Consider the following 17,960-nt stretch of genomic DNA (forward strand, 5'->3'; position numbering starts at 1 on the left):
GCGACGCGGGTCAGTCGACGAGCAGCAGTCCGTCCAGCACGAGGTCCCGGGCGCGCGGCAGCAGGTCCGCCGTGAGCGCCCCCTCGTCGGCACCCGTGATCTGGGCGATCGCCCCGATGATCGCCGCGACGGACAGGTCCCCGTCGCAGGCACCGACGAACGCGGCGAGCGCGGTGTCCGCGTCGACCCTCCGGCCGAAGCCGCCGCCCTGCACGAGCGTCATGACCGTGGGGTCGTCGTTGCCCGGCCAGTAGAAGCGCTCCTCGGTGACGTCGCCGGCGACCCGCAGGTGCGCCGCGGCGAGCGCGTCGTCGTCGTGCACCCCGAGCCACTCGGCCGCGTCGAGGACGCGAGCGACCGTCGCGCCGAGGCCGGCGGGGTTGGAGCCGAGCACCTCGGGGACGCGTTCGAAGCGCCGGAGGTGGGTCGCGCCTCCCGACCGGGGTCGCCGCACCACCACGTAGCCGAAGCCGACGCCGGTGACCTTCCGGTCGGCGAAGTCGTCGAGCCACGCGCCGACGAGCCGGTCGAACGCCTCCGTCCCGGGCTTCGTGCCGCCGTCGCGGATCCAGGTCTCGGCGTAGGCGGCCGGGTCCTGCCGTTCCCGTTCCACGACCCAGGCGTCCAGGCCCTGCCCGGCGGGGTCGGTGTCCTCGAACCAGGACCGGACCCGGTCGAGACCGTCGGTGCCCCAGCGGTACTCCCAGTTCCCGAGGAGCTGCGCGGTGCCGCCCGGCTCGAGGTGGTCCGCCAGACCGCGCAGGACGGTCTCGACGAGTGCGTCGCCGACCATGCCGCCGTCGCGGTACTCGTACGACGGCACGCCCTCGCTGCGGGGCGTGATGACGAACGGCGGGTTCGACACGATCCGGTCGAAGCGCTCCCCCGCGACCGGCTCGAACAGGGAGCCGAGGCGGAACTCGATGCCGTCGATGCCGTTGAGTGCCGCGTTGAACCGGGCGATGTCGAGCGCGCGCACGGAGATGTCGGTCGCGACGACCGCGTCGGCGAAGCGCCGTGCGTGCATGGCCTGGATGCCGCATCCGGTGCCGAGGTCGAGCACCCGGCGGACGGGCACGGGGACCTGCAGGCCGCTCAGGGTGGTGGTGGCCCCGCCGATGCCGAGGACGTGCTCCTCGCCGAGGGCCGTGCCGAGTGCGAGCTCGCCGAGGTCCGACACGATCCACCAGCTGCCGGCGCCGAGGTCGTCGACGAACGCGTACGGGCGCAGGTCCACCTGCGGGACGACGTCGGGCTCGGTCAGGGACCGGATGCGCTCCGGGTCACTCCGGTCCGCCAGCGCCTCGGGGAGGACCACCGGGTCCTCGAGACGGACGAGCCCGGCACGGACGAGCGCCTCGACGCCGACGGTCGGCAGGGCTGCGCGGACGTGGTCGAGCGGCTGACGGAGGCCGAGCAGGAAGAGGCCTGCGAGGGTGTACCGGGGCAGGAGGGCCTCGGTGACCCGCCCGCGTGCCGCTCGGACGGCCGCCGTCCGGTTCCCCCGGTGCAGCGCCGCGGCGGCGTCCGCGCCCCACAGAGCCTCGACGCCCTCGACGGTGTACCCGACCGCGGCGAGGTCGGTGCGGAGCGCGTCGACGACTGCTGGGTCGGAGACGATGGTGGGCAGTGTGTGCGCCGGGCTCACGGAGCGACCTCGTCGCGCATGAGTGCGGCGGGGACCTGCCACGCGAACACGAGGTCGAGCAGGCCGGGGAACCGCTGCTCGACGTCCTCGGCGCGGATCCGACTCGAGCGGGTGAGCCCCTCCTGGTGCTGCTCGAGCAACCCGGCCTCGCGCAGGACGCGGAAGTGGTGCGTCAGCGTCGACTTCGGCCGGTCGATGCCGACCCACCCGCAGCTGCGTGTGCCGCCCGCGGCGTCGACCAGGTACCGGTGCAGGATCGCGAGGCGGATCGGGTCGCTCAGCGCGTCCATCACGACGGGGAGGTCCATCTCCGCCACGGACGGCTGCGGCAGGCGTTCGGGGGCATCCACGGGCGCGGGCATGGACGGGACGCTACCACCGTTGCGCTCCTAGTACGACTTGCGTCGTACAGCAGCGGTGCGGTACCAATGCTGTACGAATCCGTTCGTACAACGGGTCCGTCCGACCTCGTTCGTCCACCAGGAAGGGGCGCCCATGGCGCAGTCAGCTCGCTCGGTCGCCGGGTTCTGGATCATCGCGGCGATGCTCCTCGTCTCCGTCGCCTCGTCGGCGGTCCCGTCGCCGATCTACCCCGTCTACGCCGCGGAGTGGCACCTCACCCCGCTCATGCTCACCGGTGTCTTCGCGATCTACGTCGCGGGACTGCTCGCGAGCCTCCTCGTCGCCGGCCGACTGTCCGACCACGTCGGCCGGAAGCCCGTGCTCGTCGTCGGCGGCCTCGGCGTCGCGCTGTCGCTCGGACTGTTCGCGATCGCCGACGGCGTCGGCGCGCTCATCGTCGACCGCATCGTCCAGGGCGTCTCGGTCGGCCTGCTCATCGGCGCGCTCGGTGCCGCGCTCATCGACAACTCCCTCGAGCAGCACCCGTCGCTGGCCGGCGTGCTGAACGGGGTCATCCCGCCGATCGCGCTCGCCACCGGTGCGCTGTCGAGCGGTGCCCTCGTCGAGTGGGGTCCCGCTCCGGAACAGCTCGTCTACGTCGTCTTCGGTGTCCTGCTCGTCCTCATGGTCGTCGCGCTCGTCGTCGTGCCCGAACGCGTGACGCCCCGACCGGGAGCCCTCCGCTCCCTGCGTCCGCGGATCAGCGTCCCCCGTTCCTCCCGCCGCCTCTTCCGCAGCGTGGCCGGGTCCCTCATCGCGAGCTGGGCCCTCGGCGGGATGTTCCTGTCCCTGGTCCCGTCCGCGCTCGGCAGCGTGTTCGGGATCACGAACCACTTCGCCGCCGGTGCCCTGATCGCCGTCGTCACGGGCGTCGGTGCGCTGACCGGCCTGGCGATCCAGCGGATGGACTCCCGCCGAGCCGTCCTGCTCGGTCTCGTCGCGCTCGTCCTCGGCCCGGTGGTCACCGTGGCGTTCGTGACGGCGCACTCCCTGCCCGGCCTCGTCGTCGGCAGCGCGATCGCCGGCGTCGGCTTCGGCGCCGGGTTCCAGGCGCCGCTCCGGATGCTCCTCGCGACCGCTGCGCCGACCCACCGCGCCGGACTGCTGTCGACCATCTACGTCGTGAGCTACCTGGCCTTCGGCGTGCCCGCGGTCGTCGGGGGCCTGATCGAGCCGTCGATCGGCCTCGTGCCGGTCATCGCCGGGTACGGCGGCTTCATCGTGCTCGCCGCGGTCGTCGCCCTCGTGCTGCAGCTCACCTCGAAGGAGGCGGCCACCGTCGAGGAGGCCGCGGCCGACGCCGTCGAGCGCACCGCGACCGGCTCGGTCCGCGTCGCCCCGACGGAGTAGCGCGTCCGGTTCAGTGCCCGGGGCGGGCCGAGTTCGTCCCGCGGGCACGGGACCGGACCCCGACCGTCCGCGCGGCACCGGTGTGCGCGGCGTCGACGTCGGCCTTGCCCCGGTCCGCCGCGTCGCGGAGCCGCTTCGGTCCGTGCCGCTTCGCCCAGTCCCAGAAGCGGTGCAGCTGCGCCCGCAACCACACGATGATCTTGTGGAAGAAGTGGAACTCGCTCGCGAGGACCGTCAGCCCGATGAAGACCACGAGCCACCCCGGGCCGGGCAGCGGCACCAGGATCAGGCCGATCACGACGACGAGACCGCCGACGATGCCGACCAGCACCTTGTAGAAGAGGTGCACGTGCGGGCGCGCGTGGATCCACGCGCGCATCCGGTGGAACCACTGGAAGCGCTGGCGAGGTGCGTCGTCGGGCCGGAGCTCGACGGCTCGCTCGGTCGGGTCGCCTTCCATGCTCGAACGGTAGGACCCGCGGCTGGGAATCAACGGCGCACGCGGTGGACGCGGGGTGCGGATCCCGGGAGGCGCGTGGCGGCGCCGGTCCGCGCCTCCCGGCCGTCAGGTGGTGACCGTCAGGAGGCGCGTCACGCGTGCGCGACGCAGGTCGCGGCCCACGGGACCGCCGCCAGGCGCGCTTCCGGGATGGGCTCGCCCCCGACCGCGCAGCGCCCGTAGGTACCCGCGTCGAGCCGTGCGAGCGCGGCGTCGACCAGTCGGACCCGCTGCCGGGCATCGTCGCGGACCGCGCCGAGCGAGCCGCGCTCCCACGCGAGGGTCGCGCCCTCGGGGTCGTGCTCGTCGTCGGAGTTGGCATCCTGGCGGGCGTCGCTGACGTCGCGCATGCTCCGTTCGACGTCGGCGAGGAGCCGTTCGTTGCGCGCCCGTTCGGCGAGGAGCGCAGCGCGGGGGTCGTCCATGTCGGAGACCGTAGTCGGATCGGAATGCCGACGCTGTCGGATGCGTTCGCATCGACATGACCAAGATCGGGTTCCTGTCGTTCGGACACTGGCGTGACGTGCCGGGGTCCAAGGTGCGCAGTGGTCGCGAGGCCCTCCTGCAGGCCGTCGACCTCGCCGTCGCCGCCGAGGAAGCGGGCGTCGACGGCGCCTACTTCCGCGTCCACCACTTCGCGCCGCAGCAGGCCGCACCGTTCCCGCTGCTGTCCGCGATCGCTGCTCGCACCAGCCGCATCGAGATCGGCACGGGCGTGATCGACATGCGCTACGAGAACCCGCTGTACATGGCGGAGGAGGCGGCCGCGACCGACCTCATCTCCGGCGGGCGACTGCAGCTCGGCGTCTCCCGGGGATCACCCGAGACCGCCCTCGCTGGTTACCAGCAGTTCGGCTACGTGCCCGACGCCTCCGACGAGAACGGCGGCGACATGGCCCGCGCGCACACGAACGTGTTCCGTCGTGCGATCGCCGGGGAACCGATGGCGAACGCCAACCCCCAGATGACCGGCTCCGTCGGCTCGCTGCCGATCTCCCCGCTGTCCGACTCGCTCGGCGACCGCATCTGGTGGGGCGCCGGCACCCGGGCCACCGCCGAGTGGACCGCCGAGCAGGGCATGAACCTCATGTCCTCGACCCTCCTCACCGAGGACACCGGGGTGCCGTTCGACCAGCTGCAGGCCGAGCAGATCGCACGCTTCCGCCGGGTGTGGGCCGAGTCGGGCTGGGAGCGGACCCCGCGCGTCTCCGTCTCGCGCAGCATCATCCCGATCATCGACGACGAGTCGCGCCACTACTTCGGCGTCCGCGCGCAGGTCGAGGGCCAGGACCAGGTCGGGCACCTCGACGGCGGACTCGCCCGCTTCGGCCGCTCCTACATCGGGTCGCCCGAGGACCTCGTCGCGGAACTCGCGGCCGACCAGGCCGTCCGTGACGCGGACACCGTGCTCGTCACCGTGCCGAACCAGTTGGGCGTGGACTTCAACGCCCGACTGCTCGCCGCGGTGAAGGACGTCTTCACGGAGGTGGACGCGGCACCCGTCCCCGCCTGAGGCCGCTAGGGTCTCGGGCATGGGGGTCGCGCTCGAGGGGTCGGAGCTGTTCCACATGGCGGGCAGCACGTTCATGTGGGTGCAGACCACGCACTTCGCGGTGACCGGGGCGGACGGGGCGTCCGACGAGGACTTACTCGGCGAGCTGCTCGCCGCGGACGGCTACGGCCACGACTACGCGTCGCCGTTCCCGGGTGGCAACACCGAGGGGCCCGTCGCGGTGCACGGCCCGTGGCGGCTCGACAGCATCGGCCCCACGTCGTTCACGCCGACGACGGCGGCCGATGCCGCGACCGTCCTCCGGACGTGGTCCACCGACCAGGCCTGGACCGACCCGGACTTCCGGCAGCCCGCCGACGTCGTCGAGCGACTCGAGGCACTGATCCGCTGGCTCGGCACGGGCACCCTGCACCACCTGCGCAACCCTGGGCCCGAGGCGGAACACGACTACGGCTGGGTGACGGGCGGCAACGGCTTCCACGAGTTCGTCCGGATCGACCGGACCGCCCGGCGCATCTCCGTCGTGGTGGCGTCCGACGACTGACGGTCCCCCATCCTGCCGACACCCACCCTGGGACTGTGGCGGCCCTCGGCGCGCCCGTATCGTCGGAGGGCACCATCCGCCGCACCTCGAGGAGCACCCGTGACACTGCCGGCCGCCGGCTGGTTCCCGGATCCGCAGGACGCCAGCCGACTCCGCTGGTGGGACGGTCGCGCCTGGGGCGCTGCCACCCGCATGCTCCCGAGTCGCACGGAGCCGGTCGTCCCGGTGGTCGTCGCCCCCGTCGGGCCGTCGTTCTCCGTGCAGACGTCGGCGGTGCGCACGGCATCCTGGGCGTCCGGTGGCTCCGCGGTGCACCGCGTGAGCGTGTCCTCGACGCTCGCCGTCCTGCTGGCCGTGGCCTCGGTCGTCTTCAACCCGTGGGGGGCCTGCAGCGCGGTCGCCCTGTTCTGCGGTGTCGTCGGGATGATCCGTCCGGGCGCGACCGGCGGCTGGCGGGTCCTCGCTCGGAGCGCATCGGCGAGCGCCCTCGTCGTCGCCGTCGCGACGGCCGCGGTCGCCGCGTCCGTGCAGCTCCACCTGTTCTGATCCGTCGGCACCCGCCTTCCGTCGCGCGGCCCTACCGCCTGGCCCGCGGGTGTGACGTCTGGTACACGTCGCGGAGCATGTCCGCCGTCACCATCGTGTAGATCTGGGTCGTCGCCACACTCGCGTGTCCGAGCATCTCCTGCACCACGCGCACGTCCGCGCCGCCCTCGAGCAGGTGCGTCGCGAACGAGTGCCGGAAGGTGTGCGGCGAGACGTGCGCGGCGAGACCGGCTCGGTCGGCGGCTGACTGGATCACGAGCCACGCGCTCTGCCGCGACAACCGCGCGCCCCGGGCTCCGAGGAACAGGGCCGGCGTCGACGGTCCCCGCGCGGCGAACACCGGACGCGCCCGCACCAGGTAGGCATCGATCGCAGCCCGGGCGTAGCTGCCGAGCGGGACGACCCGCTGCTTGTTGCCCTTGCCGGTGACCCGCACGACCGACAGGCCGGCGGCGTCGGGAGCGGAGTCGTCCGACAGCGTCGTCACGTCGTCGACGGACAGGCCGACCGCCTCCGAGATGCGCGCCCCCGTGGCGTAGAGCAGTTCGAGCAGCGCGCGGTCCCGCAGCTGCACCGGGTCGTCGTCCGCGGTCGACGCGGCGCCCAGCAGCCGCTCCATGTCGTGCACCGAGATCGCCTTCGGCAGCCGCATCGGCGCCTTCGGCGGACGGACGGACGCGCCGGGGTCCAGCGGGAGCCAGCCCTCCGCGGCTGCGAAGGCCGTGAACGACCGGACGGAACTCAGCATCCGGGCGATCGAGCGCGGTGCGAGCGGCCCCTCAGGGCGGGTCGCGAGGTGCTCGACGAAGCCGGCGAGGTCCTGGCGTGCGATCCGGGCGACGTCGTCACGCACCGCCGCTCCCCCGGCGCGGTCCGCCCCGTCGGAGTCCACCACCGGAGCCGTCGCCAGCCACTCGTCGAACGCCGCGAGGTCCCGTCGGTACGCCGACAACGTGTGCTGCGAGAGCCCGCGCTCGATGGCGATGTGCCGCAGGTACGTCTCCGTCGCGCGGTCGAGGGGCATCACGTCACGAGGCTAGCGCCGCTCGATGGCCTCCACCGCGAGCACCGCCACGAGAATGCCGGAGTTGTGCGGACCTTTGACGCATGCTGCAACGAGGACGCTTGGTAGATGGCGGCCAACGCTCCCGAAGTGCTAGGAACGGAGGATGTCCCTCATGATCGGTCTCGTCCTAGGACTTGCCTTCGGACTCAGCGCGGCCGGTGTGGGTCGCCGCGCTGGCACGGTTCTCAACGTCGTACCGATCGTCGCTTGGTTCACCGCGCTTGCGGTGATGCTGCGAGGCGGGCTCTCCGATCAGGAACTCGCGCAGCTCGGAGCCGCGATCGTCGGGATCCTCGTCGGGCTCTTCTGCGGTCAGCTGTTCGAACGACGCCGAGCCGAGATCACTGAGCGGCGAGCGTCATCATCCGGGCGCTGAACACTGGTTCGATCGGATCGGTCCCCGTGCAGCCGACAGTCAGGGCTCACGGGGATCGGTCCAAGGCCGTGCCGAAGCGGCGCGCGCCGCTCGCCTCAGTGCAAGGACGTGTCCGGCGCACCGCCGCGGTACCCGGTGAAGGTCACGGTGAGCCCCGCACGCGTCGGTGCGGCACAGAACAGGCCGGCTGACACGACAGCGTCGGCAGCGAGGTGCGCCACCCGCACGAGCCGGGGTTCCTCGCCGTCCGCCCACGCCCGGATGGTCACGGCGTCCCCGTCGCGGCTGGCCCGCACGGTGACGACGCGCCCCGCCCACTCCGGGACGGGAGCCACCGACCAGTCCGAGAACTCGTGTGTCACCACCGCGCCGAGCTGCTGGACCCCGTCGGAGAACTCGACGCCGCCCTTGATCCAGTTCCGGTCGTCGACCCGCAGGAACACCCCGGCCTGGTCGAACTGCTCGGAGTGGTCGAGGACGAACGACGCCTCGACCGCAAAGGAGCCCTCGGTGAGCTGCAGCAACGCGTGCTCGGAGTCGTGCACGAACCCGTACGACGTCGTGCGCCAGGCATCGCTGCCCTCGACCGCGGTCACCCGGAGCACGTCTCCGTCGAGCACGGCCCGCTCCGGCTCGTTCGTCCACGCACCCGCGGCGACGAGGTCCTGCAGGCCAGTGGCGGCAGACCCGCCGGAGCCCGCAGAGCCGGTCGGCGCACGCCCGTCCGGGTCGCTCACGCGCGGCGCTGCTCGAGCGCCTCGACGGCGAGCGCCGCGACGACCAGGGCGGAGTTGTTGAGCCGGCCGGCGAAGATGCCGTCGATGACCTCGGAGCGCGGCACCCACCGCTTCACGATGTCGGCTTCCTCGGCCTCGCGCTCGAACGCCGACTCGGTGGTCCGCACGCCGCGGGCACGGTAGATCTGGATGAACTCGTCGCTGCCACCGGACGAGGTGTTGTAGCGGACGAGCGGCTCCCACGTCTCGGCCTCGAGGTCGGCCTCCTCGCCCAGTTCGCGCTGCGCGGCCGTCAGGTGGTCCTCGCCCTCCATGTCGAGCAGGCCCGCCGGCAGCTCCCAGTCACGCAGTCGCACCGGGTGCCGGTACTGCTGGATGACCAGGACGCGGCCCTCCTCGTCCTCCGCGTAGACGGCGACGGCACCGGTGTGGTCGACGTACTCGCGGACCATCGAGTCGTCGTTGTAGGCGATGGTGTCGCGTCGGATGTCCCACACAGCCCCCTCGTACACGACGGTGGAGTCGGTGACCTCGAAGGAGGCGGGTTCGTCAGCGATGGGTGCGTCAGTCACGTGCCCATCCAAGCACGCCGCCCCCGACGCCCCCGTCGGAACCAGGTTCCGCGCACGCGACCCCGGAACGGACGGGAGGCGCGGTGCCAGCTGGCACCGCGCCTCCCGTCTGCGTGGCAGCCGGCGCCTAAGCGACGACCTCCGCCGACTCCTCGGCCGGGTCGAACAGGCTGGACGCCTCGTGGCGCTCGATCGCGGCCGCGACGAGCCCCGCGAACAGCGGGTGCGCGTCGGTCGGACGCGAGCGCAGCTCGGGGTGCGCCTGCGTGGCGATGTAGAACGGGTGCACGTCGCGCGGGAGCTCGACGTACTCGACCAGCGTGCCGTCGGGCGAGGTGCCGGAGAACACCAGGCCGGCGTCCGCAATCTGCTGGCGGTACGTGTTGTTCACCTCGTAGCGGTGACGGTGCCGCTCCGAGGCCTCCGGTGCCCCGTACAGCTCGGCCGCCAGGGAGCCCTCGCTGAACGACGCCGGGTAGAGGCCCAGGCGCATCGTCCCGCCGAGGTCGCCACCGGCGATGATGTCCACCTGCTCCGCCATCGTCGCGATGACCGGCGTCGAGGTCTCCGGGTCGAACTCGGTGCTCGAGGCGTCCGTCAGGCCGGCCTCGTGCCGGGCGTACTCGATGACCATGCACTGCAGGCCGAGGCACAGGCCGAGCGTCGGGATGCCCTGCTCGCGGGCGAACCGCAGTGCGCCGAGCTTGCCCTCGATGCCGCGCACCCCGAAGCCGCCGGGCACGCAGATGCCGTCGACGTCGCCAAGGTGCTTCGCGGCACCTTCGGGCGTGGTGCAGTCGTCCGAGACGACCCACTTCAGCGTGACCTTCGCGTCGTGCGCGAAGCCGCCCGCACGGAGGGCCTCGGTCACGGACAGGTACGCGTCCGGCAGGTCGATGTACTTGCCGACCAGCGCGATCGTGACGTCCTTCTTCGGCTCGTGCACCGCACGGAGCACCGGGGTCCACGAGGTCCAGTCGACCGGACCGGCCTCGAGCCTGAGCGCATCGACGATGACCTGGTCGAGGCCCTGCGTGTTGAGCAGCGTCGGGAGGTCGTAGATCGACGGGACGTCCACGGCGTTCACGACGGCGTCCTCGTCGACGTCGCACATGAGGGCGATCTTGCGCTTGTTCGACTCCGACACCGGACGGTCGCTCCGCAGCACCAGGGCGTCGGGCTGGATGCCGATCGACCGGAGCGCGGCGACACTGTGCTGCGTCGGCTTCGTCTTCTGCTCACCCGAGGCGTTCATGAACGGCACGAGCGAGACGTGCACGAAGAACACGTTGTTCCGACCGAGCTCGTGGCGCACCTGGCGGGCCGACTCGATGAACGGTTGCGACTCGATGTCGCCCACCGTGCCGCCGACCTCGGTGATGATGACGTCGGGCTGCGGGTCGTTGTGCGCCTGCTCACGCATGCGGCGCTTGATCTCGTCCGTGATGTGCGGGATGACCTGCACGGTGTCACCGAGGTACTCGCCGCGACGCTCCTTGGCGATGACGGTCGAGTACACCTGGCCGGTGGTCACGTTGGCGGCCTGCGACAGGTTGATGTCGAGGAAGCGCTCGTAGTGGCCGATGTCGAGGTCCGTCTCGGCGCCGTCGTCGGTCACGAAGACCTCGCCGTGCTGGAACGGGTTCATGGTGCCCGGGTCCACGTTGAGGTACGGGTCGAGCTTCTGCATGACGACCTTGAGGCCGCGTGCCGTGAGGAGGTTGCCGAGGCTCGCGGCCGTCAGGCCCTTGCCGAGGGACGAGACGACCCCGCCGGTCACGAAGATCTGCTTCGTCACCTTCGGGGTCGCGTTCGAAGAATTGGTACCGCCGCTGAGAGTGTCCGCCACGGGATTCCATCGTACGTCAGAACTGCCGGGAGGCGCGACCTCGGTTCGCCGCGGGCGTTGCGCCGCGCGTGTGGCCGGGACGCGTTCCTGGCCACCTCGGCCGGTCGGCTGGCCGACCGCGGTCTCCTCAGGCCTTCTGGCCGGCGACGTCGAGCAGTTCCCGGGCGTGCTCGATGCCGCTCGCACTGTCGCCGAGCCCGGAGAGCAACCGCGCCATCTCCTGCAGACGTTCCTCACCCTCGAGCCGCCGGACGCTCGACGACGTCACCGCGCCACTGGCGTCCTTCACCACGTTGAGGTGGTTGTTCGCGAACGCCGCGACCTGCGCCAGGTGCGTGACGACGACGACCTGGGTGCGTTCCGCGAGCTTCGCCAGACGTCGGCCGATCTCGATCGCCGCGGCACCACCGACGCCGGCGTCGACCTCGTCGAACACGAACGTCGGCACCGTGGTGCTGCCCGCCATGACGACCTCGATCGCGAGCATCACCCGCGAGAGCTCGCCGCCGGACGCACCCTTGCTGATCGGCCGGGGATCCGTGCCGGAGTGCGGCTGGAGCAGGATGGACACCTGGTCGCGTCCGTGTCGGCGGTACTCGCCGGCGTCGCTGACCTCGACCACGAGGGTCGCACCGGCCATCGCGAGGGTCTTCAGCTCCGCGGTCACCCGCTTCGCGAGGTCCGTCGCCGCCTTCGTCCGCGCCGACGTCAGGGCCGCGGCGGCGGCCTCGAGCGCCTGTTCGTCCTGCTCGACCGCAGCCTGCAGGGCCACGATCCGGTCGTCGTCGCCGTCGAGCTCGAGCAACCGGTCGCTCGCCCGCTGCCCGTAGGCGATGACGTCGTCGATGGTGTCGCCGTACTTCCGGGTCAGCCCGGCCAGCAGCGCCCGGCGCTCGTTGATGAGTTCGAGGTCGTGGCCGGCGTCGGGCTCCAGCGAACCGATGTAGCTCGACAGGCTCGCCGAGGCCTCGGTCGCCTGGATCCCGAGCTCGGTGAGCTGCTCGAGCACCGGCTGGAGTGCGGCGTCCGAACCAGCGACACGCTCGATCGCACGGCGGGCCGACTCGACCAGCCCCACGACGTCCTGCACGCCGTCGAGCGACTCGCTCGACAGGGCCTCGTGCGCGAGCCCCGCTGACAGGCGGAGCTCCTCGAGGTTCCCGAGCCGGTCGGCACGCTCGCCGAGTTCGACGTCCTCGCCGGGCTGCGGGTCGGCCGCCTCGATCTCGTCCGATGCGGCACGGAGCCGCTCGGCTTCGGCCAGCCGGTCGTCGCGGTCACGAGTGAGCGCCTCGAGGTCCCCCGCGTGCTGCTGCCACGTGTCGTACGCCGCGACGTACCGCCGGAGCACCTTGTCGAGCGCGGCTCCGCCGAACCCGTCGAGCGCGGCTCGCTGCGCCGTCGCGGAGGTCAGGCGGATCTGGTCGGACTGCCCGTGGACCGTGACGAGCTGGTCGGCGAGCTCCCCGAGCACCGCCACGGGGGCGCTCCGCCCGCCGACGGTCGCACGGCTGCGGCCCTCGGCCGAGACGGTGCGGGTCAGGATGAGTTCGCCGTCCTCGACCGTGCCGCCGGCGTCGTCGACGCGCTCGGCGACGGCGTCGTGGTCCGGGACGTGCCAGCGGCCCTCGACCACGGCGCTCGACGCACCACGGCGGACCGAGCTCGCGTCGGCGCGCGCTCCGAGCAGGAGGCCGAGCGCCGTGACGATCATCGTCTTGCCGGCGCCGGTCTCACCCGTGACGACGGTGAAGCCGGGTCCGAGTTCGAGCGTCGTCTCGCCGATCACCCCGAGGTCCGAGATCCGGATCTCCTCGATCACTGCTCGTCCTCGTCGTCCTGCTGGGGGCCACGCCACCCGGCGACGGGGAGCTGGAACTTCGCGACCAGACGGTCGGTGAACGGAGCGTCCTTCAGCCGTGCGACCCGCACGGGGTCGAGCGACCTGCGGACCTCGACGCGAGCGCCGGGCGGGAGGTCGTGCGTCCGGCGGCCGTCGCACCACAGCACGCCGACGCCGCTCGTCCGCCGGAGTACCTCGATCGCGAGCGTGCAGTCCGGACCGACCACGATCGGCCGTGCGAACAGGGCGTGGGCGCTCAACGGAACCATGAGCAGGGCGTCGACGTCCGGCCACACGATGGGGCCGCCGCCGGAGAACGAGTACGCCGTGGACCCGGTCGGCGTGGACACCACGACACCGTCGCACCCGAACGACGACAGCGGGCGACCGTCGACCTCGGTGACGACCTCGAGCATGCGCTCCCGCGAGGCCTTCTCGATCGTCGCCTCGTTCAGCGCCCACGACGAGTAGACGACCTGCTGGCCGACGACGACGTCGACCTGCAGCGTCACGCGTTCCTCGACGTGGTACTCGCCGGCCAGGACCCGCTCGACCGTGGTCGTCAGGCCGTCGCGCTCGCTCTCGGCGAGGAACCCGACGTGGCCGAGGTTCACACCGACGATCGGCGCCCCGGTGCCACGGACGAGCTCGGCCGCCCGGAGGATCGTGCCGTCGCCGCCGAGCACGACGACGATCTCGAGCTGGTCCGACTGGATGTCGACACCGAGGATGTCGACCTGCCCGACGGACGCTTCGGCACGCCGGATGTCGGCGTACTCGTCGAAGGGCATCACGGGCACGAGACCCGCCGCGTGCAGGAGGTCGCAGACCTCGACCGCAGCGTCGATCGAGTCCCGACGACCCGTGTGGGAGACCAGGAGGATGTGCCGCTCGTCGGTCATGCCGTCCCTTCCGTCAGTTCTGTCGCCCGGAGGATCCATTCTGTCGGATTGCCCCCGACATCCCGCTGGAAGCGCGCCAGGTACTCGTGGTTGCCGTGGGTGCCGACGATCGGCGACGCGGCGAGGCCGGTCGTGCCGAGACCGAGGTCCCACGCCGCCCAGAGCACGTTCATCAGTGCGTCGTTCCGGAGCGCCGGGTCGCGGACGATGCCCTCGCGGACCCCGGAGCGACCGACCTCGAACTGCGGCTTGACCAGCAGCACGAAGTCGTCAGCGGGCACGGCCGCGGCGAGGGCGGGCAGCACCAGCCGGAGCGAGATGAACGAGAGGTCGCCGACGACCAGGCTCGTCTCGGCCGCGGACGGGTCGAGTGCCGCGTAGTCGGTCGCGGTGAGGTTGCGCGCGTTGACCCCCTCGACCACCGCGACACGGTCGTCGAGCGCCAGCACCGGGTCGAGCTGGCCGTGTCCCACGTCGAGTGCCACGACCCGCCGCGCACCGCGGTGCAGCAGCACCTGGGTGAACCCACCAGTGCTCGCACCGACGTCGAGCACGACCCGTCCAGAGGGGTCGATACCGAACGTGTCGAGTGCGCCGACGAGCTTGCGCGCGGCACGTGACACCCATTCGTCCACGGTGTCGACCACGATCGGCGCAGCCGGTCCCACCGACGTCGACGGCTTCACGACCGGTGCGCCTGCGACGGTGACGCGGCCGGCCTGGATCAGCTTGGCGGCCGCGGTCCGGGACCGGGCGAGCCCGCGGGCGGCCAGGAGCGCGTCGAGACGGACGGGCGCTGCGTCCTGTCCGACCGAGAGGTCGTCAGGCACTCGCCGAGCCACCGCTCTCGAGTCGCGTCCGCAGGTCGTCGTGGAGCGCGGCGAACGCGTCCGCGCGTTCCCCCAGCGGGAGCGACTCGGCCGCAGCGGTGCGCTGCGCGAAGTCGTCGCTTCCCTGCTCGTCGTCCGGCACGAGGGACACGCTACTCGCCGCCGTACAGCTTCGGGTCGACGTCGAGGCCGTAGATCGCGAGCCCGGACTCCCAGATGAGCGCCGTCCCCGCGCGCAGCAGATCGAGGTCGTCGCCGTCGTCCAGCACCCGCACCACGTGCCCGCGCATCGCCACCGTGACCTCGCCGACCGTGACGTACCGCGTGCCGTCCGGGTCCTCGCGGCGGACGGTGACCGGGTACGGCTCGGACAGACCACGGAGGTCGCGGAGGATGTACGTCGGACGGGAGCGCTGGTCGGCCGCGAGCACCTGCTTCGCCGTGTCGATGCCGGTCAGGACGAGCACGCTCGGGATGCCGGCGTCGTTCGCACCCTTGATGTCGGTGTCGAGTCGGTCGCCGATGAACAGCGGGTGCTCGCCGCCGAACCGGGCGATCGCGGCGTCGAAGATGGGTCGCTCGGGCTTGCCGGCCACGACCGGCATCCGGCCGACGGCCTGGTGCACCGCCGACACGAGCGTGCCGTTGCCGGGCGCGATCCCCCGCTCGACCGGGATCGACCAGTCCATGTTCGTCGCGACCCACGGCACGTCAGGATCCGCCAGGGCGAACGACGCCTCGGCCAGGTGCGTCCAGCCGAGGTCCGGGGAGAACCCCTGGATGACGGCTGCCGGCGAGTCCTCAGCGCTGGAGGTGACGGTGAACCCGGCTTCCTCGACGATGCTCGTCAGGCCGAGGCCACCCGTGACCAGCACCGTCGACCCGGCGGGGACGAGCGTCTCGAGGAGCCGGACCCCCGCCTGCGACGAGGTCACCACGTCATCGGCGGACACGTCGAGGCCGTACCGCTCGAGGTGCTCGGCGACGTCGACGGGCCGACGGGAGGCATTGTTCGTGATGTAGCCGACACGAGCCGTCAGTGACGCACGCGTCAGCGCTTCGACCGCGTGCGGGATGGCGTTGCGGCCGCGGTACACGACGCCGTCGAGGTCGGTGAGGACGACGTCCACACCGGCCGTCGGCGGCTTCGGGGCGTCAGTCGGCTGCGGACCCGTCGACGTCGATGGGGTTGTCGTCGTCGATCTCGCCGAGGTCGTCGTCGGGTTCGTGGGACTCGGGGTCACCGAGGGGCTCGAGCTGGTCGGGCTCCCCGGGCTCTCCGGGCTCGTCGGACTCGGGGTCGGGGTCGCCGAGGGGCTCGAGCTGGTCGGGCTCCCCGGGCTCGTCGGCCTCGGGCTCGGGCTCTCCGAGCTCGTCGGACTCGTCGTGCCCTTCGACTTCTTCCTCGACCACATCAACTGTCTCCCAAGCGTTCTCGTCGGCGACCTCGGCCAGGGCCGCGGTCGCACGATCGACACGGGCCCACCATTCGTCGGCCTCGTCCTGGCGGCCGAGCTCCTCGAGCGTGGCCGCGTAAGCACTGTAGAGCGCTGGGGACCACGTGTAGGCGGTGGAGGGGTCGAGCTGTGGAATCTCCAGCTCACCGAGTGCGGCTGTGGGGTTCCCGAGGTCGAGTCGCGCGCCGGACATGGCGATCGCCAGTTCGACCTGCACGGCGGTGTCCAGGGCAGCGCGGTCGACCGAACGGCCGAGCTCGAGTGCGCGCTCCGGGCGGCCGAGCCCGCGCTCGCAGTCGACCATCATCGGCAGCTGATCGTTGCGACCGGAGATGCGCCGGTACGTACGGAGTTCGCGGAGGGCCGTGGCGAAGTCGCCGAGCCGGTACGCAGTGATCGCAGCGGTCTCGCGGACGACACCGACACGGCCGGCCCGACGTGCGGCGCTCAGCGCGTGCTGGTTCGCCGTCTCCGGGTCGTCGTCCACGAGCATCGCGGCCGCGACCAGGTGACGTGCCACCCAGTCGGCGTTGTCCTTGCTGAGGGTCTTCAGTTCCGCCCGGGCGACCTTGTCGAGGTCGCGCGCGGTGATCTCCTCGGGGATCTCCGGGTCCTCGTGCCGCGGACGGATCGACTTCGTGCCGTAGGGGTCGCGGTCCTCCCAGTCGTCACGGGCCGACTCACCGAAGCGTGCACCGGCGTGCCGGCTACCGTCGCCGAACCGAGGGCGCTCGGTACGACCGCCGCGGTCGGGGTCGGTCCCGCCGCGGAACGGGCGGTCGGCGGGACGCCGCGGACGGTCGCCGTCGCGAGCAGGGCGGTCCGAACGGAACGGACGATCGCCGTCGCGAGCGGGGCGGTCCGAACGGAACGGACGGTCACCATCACGAGCCGGACGGTCCGAACGGAACGGCCGATCGCCGTCACGAGCCGGGCGATTCGAGCGGAACGGACGGTCACCGTCGCGTCGCGGACGGTCACCATCACGGGCGGGGCGGTCCGAACGGAACGGACGGTCACCGTCGCGCCGCGGACGGTCACCGTCACGAGCGGGACGGTCGGATCGGATCGGACGGTCACCGTCACGAGCGGGACGGTCCGATCGGAACGGACGGTCACCGTCACGAGCGGGACGGTCGGAACGGAACGGACGGTCACCGTCGCGCCGCGGACGGTCACCATCACGAGCCGGACGGTCCGAACGGAACGGACGATCACCATCACGAGCCGGACGGTCCGAACGGAACGGACGATCACCATCACGCCGCGAGCGGTCCGCACCACGAGGGCCGTCCCCGCGGGGAGGCCGACTCGAACTGTCCCGGTCCCCCCGCCATGCGGGACGCCGGCCGCCGTCGCTGCCCGACCGGTCCCCGTCCCGGAACGAACGCCCGCCATCGCGGGAGCCCCCACCGGCACGCGGCCGATCGCCATCGCGACGAGCACCAGCGCCACGCTCACTCTCGCGGCGCTCGAACTCACGCGGCCCGGACGACCAACGATCACCCTCGTTCCGGCGAGGCGAACGATCACCGTCGCGCCGAGGTCGGTCTCCGCGGTCGCCGTCGTTCCGTCGCTGCTCGTCGTCGTTCGCCACCGTTGCTCCTCGTTGCGTGCACGAGCTCGAGCCCGCGCGATCGTCCGCTGTGTCGTTGTGTCGGTGCCGCACCGATCACCCGGTGCTCGCGTCCAGTCCATCACGGACGGGCACACGAGTCGAGTGACTCACGGCAGAAACAGAAATGGCCACCGGCCTCCCGAGAACGAGGGTCTCCCCTACGAGTTCTCGATGGAGGGCCGGTGGCCACATCTGGTGTTGCAAGTAA

Annotated in this window: 19 protein-coding genes; 5 read left to right on the forward strand and 14 right to left on the reverse strand. The window is 72.0% G+C overall.

What is annotated here, in order from left to right; all coding sequences use genetic code 11:
- Positions 1-10 precede the first annotated feature (10 nt).
- Together AAEP86_RS18715 and AAEP86_RS18720 are read right to left on the reverse strand one after the other, a co-directional pair.
- Positions 11-1,648, reverse strand: coding sequence for a DUF7059 domain-containing protein (locus AAEP86_RS18715; protein WP_420368783.1), 1,638 nt, complete (start codon positions 1,646-1,648; stop codon positions 11-13).
- Entirely contained in the window at positions 1,645-2,010 is a 366-nt protein-coding gene (locus tag AAEP86_RS18720; RefSeq protein WP_420368784.1) for an ArsR/SmtB family transcription factor, read from the reverse strand. Before AAEP86_RS18720 ends, AAEP86_RS18715 begins: the two co-directional genes overlap by 4 nt.
- 133 nt (positions 2,011-2,143) lie before the next feature.
- Between AAEP86_RS18720 and AAEP86_RS18725 the strand changes: the two genes are divergently transcribed.
- Positions 2,144-3,400, forward strand: a complete 1,257-nt coding sequence (locus AAEP86_RS18725; RefSeq protein WP_420368785.1) for an MFS transporter — start codon at positions 2,144-2,146, stop codon at positions 3,398-3,400.
- Between the two features lie 10 nt (positions 3,401-3,410).
- On the opposite strand, the gene AAEP86_RS18730 is transcribed toward AAEP86_RS18725, so the two are convergent.
- Both AAEP86_RS18730 and AAEP86_RS18735 read right to left on the reverse strand, forming a co-directional pair.
- The gene (locus AAEP86_RS18730) at positions 3,411-3,860 is read right to left on the reverse strand and encodes a TIGR02611 family protein (protein ID WP_420368786.1); all 450 of its coding nucleotides are present in this window, start codon (positions 3,858-3,860) and stop codon (positions 3,411-3,413) included.
- A gap of 131 nt (positions 3,861-3,991) precedes the next feature.
- Positions 3,992-4,324, reverse strand: coding sequence for a TraR/DksA family transcriptional regulator (locus AAEP86_RS18735; RefSeq protein WP_420368787.1), 333 nt, complete (start codon positions 4,322-4,324; stop codon positions 3,992-3,994).
- A 56-nt stretch (positions 4,325-4,380) separates the two neighbouring features.
- Between AAEP86_RS18735 and AAEP86_RS18740 the strand changes: the two genes are divergently transcribed.
- The 3 genes from AAEP86_RS18740 (at position 4,381) to AAEP86_RS18750 (ending at position 6,502) form a co-directional block, all read left to right on the forward strand.
- On the forward strand, positions 4,381-5,412 hold the full coding sequence (locus AAEP86_RS18740) for an LLM class flavin-dependent oxidoreductase (RefSeq protein ID WP_420368788.1): 1,032 nt from the start codon (positions 4,381-4,383) through the stop codon (positions 5,410-5,412).
- Between the two features lie 19 nt (positions 5,413-5,431).
- The gene (locus AAEP86_RS18745; protein ID WP_420368789.1) at positions 5,432-5,956 is read left to right on the forward strand and encodes a hypothetical protein; all 525 of its coding nucleotides are present in this window, start codon (positions 5,432-5,434) and stop codon (positions 5,954-5,956) included.
- Positions 5,957-6,055: 99 nt separating this feature from the next.
- A complete protein-coding gene (locus tag AAEP86_RS18750) occupies positions 6,056-6,502 on the forward strand; it encodes a DUF2510 domain-containing protein (RefSeq protein WP_420368790.1) in 447 nt (148 codons plus the stop codon).
- 31 nt (positions 6,503-6,533) lie between these two features.
- Here the strand turns inward: AAEP86_RS18750 and AAEP86_RS18755 are convergent, their stop codons facing one another.
- The gene (locus AAEP86_RS18755; protein WP_420370529.1) at positions 6,534-7,526 is read right to left on the reverse strand and encodes a site-specific tyrosine recombinase XerD; all 993 of its coding nucleotides are present in this window, start codon (positions 7,524-7,526) and stop codon (positions 6,534-6,536) included.
- Between the two features lie 145 nt (positions 7,527-7,671).
- Here AAEP86_RS18755 and AAEP86_RS18760 point away from each other — a divergent pair, with 145 nt between their 5' ends.
- Complete coding sequence (locus AAEP86_RS18760; RefSeq protein ID WP_420368791.1) at positions 7,672-7,944, forward strand: hypothetical protein; 273 nt, start codon at positions 7,672-7,674, stop codon at positions 7,942-7,944.
- Between the two features lie 95 nt (positions 7,945-8,039).
- Here the strand turns inward: AAEP86_RS18760 and AAEP86_RS18765 are convergent, their stop codons facing one another.
- From AAEP86_RS18765 to AAEP86_RS18805, 9 genes are all read right to left on the reverse strand, one after another.
- Positions 8,040-8,615 carry a DUF1349 domain-containing protein gene (locus AAEP86_RS18765; protein ID WP_420370530.1) on the reverse strand — a complete coding sequence of 192 codons (576 nt, stop codon included), beginning with the start codon at positions 8,613-8,615 and terminating at the stop codon, positions 8,040-8,042.
- Positions 8,616-8,677: 62 nt separating this feature from the next.
- The gene (locus AAEP86_RS18770) at positions 8,678-9,253 is read right to left on the reverse strand and encodes an NUDIX domain-containing protein (protein ID WP_420368792.1); all 576 of its coding nucleotides are present in this window, start codon (positions 9,251-9,253) and stop codon (positions 8,678-8,680) included.
- 127 nt (positions 9,254-9,380) lie between these two features.
- The gene (locus tag AAEP86_RS18775; RefSeq protein WP_420368793.1) at positions 9,381-11,102 is read right to left on the reverse strand and encodes a CTP synthase; all 1,722 of its coding nucleotides are present in this window, start codon (positions 11,100-11,102) and stop codon (positions 9,381-9,383) included.
- A gap of 127 nt (positions 11,103-11,229) precedes the next feature.
- Positions 11,230-12,924 carry a DNA repair protein RecN gene (gene recN, locus AAEP86_RS18780; protein WP_420368794.1) on the reverse strand — a complete coding sequence of 565 codons (1,695 nt, stop codon included), beginning with the start codon at positions 12,922-12,924 and terminating at the stop codon, positions 11,230-11,232.
- Positions 12,921-13,847: an NAD kinase gene (locus AAEP86_RS18785; RefSeq protein WP_420368795.1), complete on the reverse strand. Its 927-nt coding sequence runs from the start codon at positions 13,845-13,847 to the stop codon at positions 12,921-12,923. The genes recN and AAEP86_RS18785 overlap by 4 nt, the downstream gene beginning before the upstream one ends.
- Entirely contained in the window at positions 13,844-14,677 is an 834-nt protein-coding gene (locus AAEP86_RS18790) for a TlyA family RNA methyltransferase (protein WP_420368796.1), read from the reverse strand. The genes AAEP86_RS18785 and AAEP86_RS18790 overlap by 4 nt, the downstream gene beginning before the upstream one ends.
- A complete protein-coding gene (locus tag AAEP86_RS18795) occupies positions 14,670-14,819 on the reverse strand; it encodes a hypothetical protein (RefSeq protein WP_420368797.1) in 150 nt (49 codons plus the stop codon). Before AAEP86_RS18795 ends, AAEP86_RS18790 begins: the two co-directional genes overlap by 8 nt.
- Before the next feature lie 10 nt (positions 14,820-14,829).
- Entirely contained in the window at positions 14,830-15,807 is a 978-nt protein-coding gene (locus tag AAEP86_RS18800; protein WP_420368798.1) for an HAD-IIA family hydrolase, read from the reverse strand.
- 25 nt (positions 15,808-15,832) lie between these two features.
- Positions 15,833-16,654, reverse strand: coding sequence for a hypothetical protein (locus tag AAEP86_RS18805; RefSeq protein WP_420368799.1), 822 nt, complete (start codon positions 16,652-16,654; stop codon positions 15,833-15,835).
- Between the last annotated feature and the right edge of the window lie 1,306 nt (positions 16,655-17,960).

It is taken from the genome of Curtobacterium sp. L1-20, assembly GCF_048755855.1.
Lineage (GTDB): Bacteria > Actinomycetota > Actinomycetes > Actinomycetales > Microbacteriaceae > Curtobacterium.

Bases quoted from the DNA above. Each gene is read 5' to 3' on its own strand.
- AAEP86_RS18730 (WP_420368786.1), bottom strand. From the start codon at position 3,860: ATGGAAGGCGACCCGACCGAGCGAGCCGTCGAGCTCCGGCCCGACGAC.
- AAEP86_RS18760 (WP_420368791.1), top strand. From the start codon at position 7,672: ATGTCCCTCATGATCGGTCTCGTCCTAGGACTTGCCTTCGGACTCAGC.
- AAEP86_RS18735 (WP_420368787.1), bottom strand. From the start codon at position 4,324: ATGGACGACCCCCGCGCTGCGCTCCTCGCCGAACGGGCGCGCAACGAA.
- AAEP86_RS18720 (WP_420368784.1), bottom strand. From the start codon at position 2,010: ATGCCCGCGCCCGTGGATGCCCCCGAACGCCTGCCGCAGCCGTCCGTG.
- AAEP86_RS18785 (WP_420368795.1), bottom strand. From the start codon at position 13,847: ATGACCGACGAGCGGCACATCCTCCTGGTCTCCCACACGGGTCGTCGG.
- AAEP86_RS18725 (WP_420368785.1), top strand. From the start codon at position 2,144: ATGGCGCAGTCAGCTCGCTCGGTCGCCGGGTTCTGGATCATCGCGGCG.
- AAEP86_RS18755 (WP_420370529.1), bottom strand. From the start codon at position 7,526: ATGCCCCTCGACCGCGCGACGGAGACGTACCTGCGGCACATCGCCATC.
- AAEP86_RS18745 (WP_420368789.1), top strand. From the start codon at position 5,432: ATGGGGGTCGCGCTCGAGGGGTCGGAGCTGTTCCACATGGCGGGCAGC.
- AAEP86_RS18740 (WP_420368788.1), top strand. From the start codon at position 4,381: ATGACCAAGATCGGGTTCCTGTCGTTCGGACACTGGCGTGACGTGCCG.